1 protein-coding gene is annotated in these 1,521 nt (G+C 37.3%); it reads right to left on the bottom strand.

Translation table 11 applies throughout. From position 1 onward, the window contains the following. Positions 1-223: 223 nt before the first annotated feature. Positions 224-1,521, bottom strand: a 1,298-nt coding sequence (locus DN394_RS28355; protein ID WP_149294451.1) for a serine hydrolase domain-containing protein, incomplete at its 5' end; no start/stop codon positions are given.

The following is a 1,521-nucleotide window of genomic DNA, read 5'->3' as shown; positions in this document are numbered from 1 at the left end:
TGTACAGAGATAATAAAGTTGTTTAATTTACAATAAAGTCATTTAAAAAATAATATAGTTGTTTAAAAATCCTTCTTCTACTAACGAGGCAGGTTAGTGGAAGAAATAGCAAGTGGGTTTAACTAGGAGAAGTGTCGATGACATTAAAGAAGACACCGAGGTGTCTTCTTTTTTTAAAATTAAGGATATCGATAAATTAAGATTTATTTACTTAACGTTATACTTATTTTCGGACCGAGGCATCTAATCGGTGAGTATATACAAACCAAGTAATGCTTGCTGTTAATAATGTTGACGAAATTAAAGCTGTAAGAACACTATATGTTTGCCAAATAAGTATCGTTGACCAATCGAAGGCAAAAAACATTATACACTGGGCAATCGTAGCGATTAGGAAAATAATTGTTACGATTGTTCTCTTTTTTGTCATTGGCTGCTGCTCATTCGTTTTCCTTTTTCTTAATCCTAAGAAAAATAACAGAACGGCTAATAGGCAAAGAATAATTGTGGTAGACGACAAAATGATATCCAACAGCTGTGTGCCGCTTATCTCATATGACTGAGTTAGATTGCCGTTTAATATATTTTTAACATTTAGTACCAGGTTTATATTGGTATTTGTGCCGTTGCTCAGTAAGCAGATGGCTGTTCTTTCATTTGGCAGTATGGCTACTTTGGTACTAAAATTTGGATTACCCCCAGTGTGTTCTATAAACGTTTGTTCGGCGTTTACCGACCAACCTGCCGCATAATACATATCATTGACAGCCGAAACAGACATATCACCCCTATGTGATTTTTCGATGGCCCTGTGAAATATTTCGGGTATGTCCTGCACGATACCCATCTGTATGCCCATCCAACGCGCCATATCTTTTGTATTAGAAATGATATAGCCGGCAGGTTTATTCCCAGCATAATCCGGAGCGTTAAATGGAGTTGTTATAAAAAAGGAAGAACGGTAACCCTGTGCTAACTGTCCAGTGGCTTGAGCATCTTCTTTATAAACATACGTCTGGTTAAGACCTAAGGGTAGAAATACCTGTTCCTTCATAAAGTCTTCATAGCTTTGTCGTGATACAATCTCAATAACCAAACCCAATACGTCATAATTAACGGTTCCATATTTATATTGTTCACCGGGAGAGAACGCCAATTCTGCATCTACCAGCGTTTCCACAGTCTTTTGCAACATATCAGGCGTATTACCTTGTGGAATATTTTGAATATGTCTAATATTTGTTCGGCCGCTGGTATGGTGAAGAAAGTTATTTAGTGTAAGGTTTTGCATATCAACAGGTTTACCTTGATACTTTAACGTAAACCAAGGTAAATATTTTTGGATAGGGTCAGTCATTGATAGCAGCCCTTGCTCTTCCAATAGCAAAATCCCCATACCAGTAAAAGCTTTACTCACCGAGGCCAACTCATAGAGTGTATTTTCACTTGCAGACTGGCCCTTTTCAAGATCTGCATACCCAGAAGAAAAGTAGAACACTTCACCATCAGCAAGTATTGAGA

The organism is Bacillus sp. BB081, from assembly GCF_008368895.1.
GTDB classification, from domain to species: domain Bacteria; phylum Bacillota; class Bacilli; order Bacillales; family Bacillaceae_G; genus Bacillus_A; species Bacillus_A wiedmannii.
Note: the sequence above shows the minus strand (reverse complement) of the source record. Positions and strands in the feature narration are given on the sequence as shown.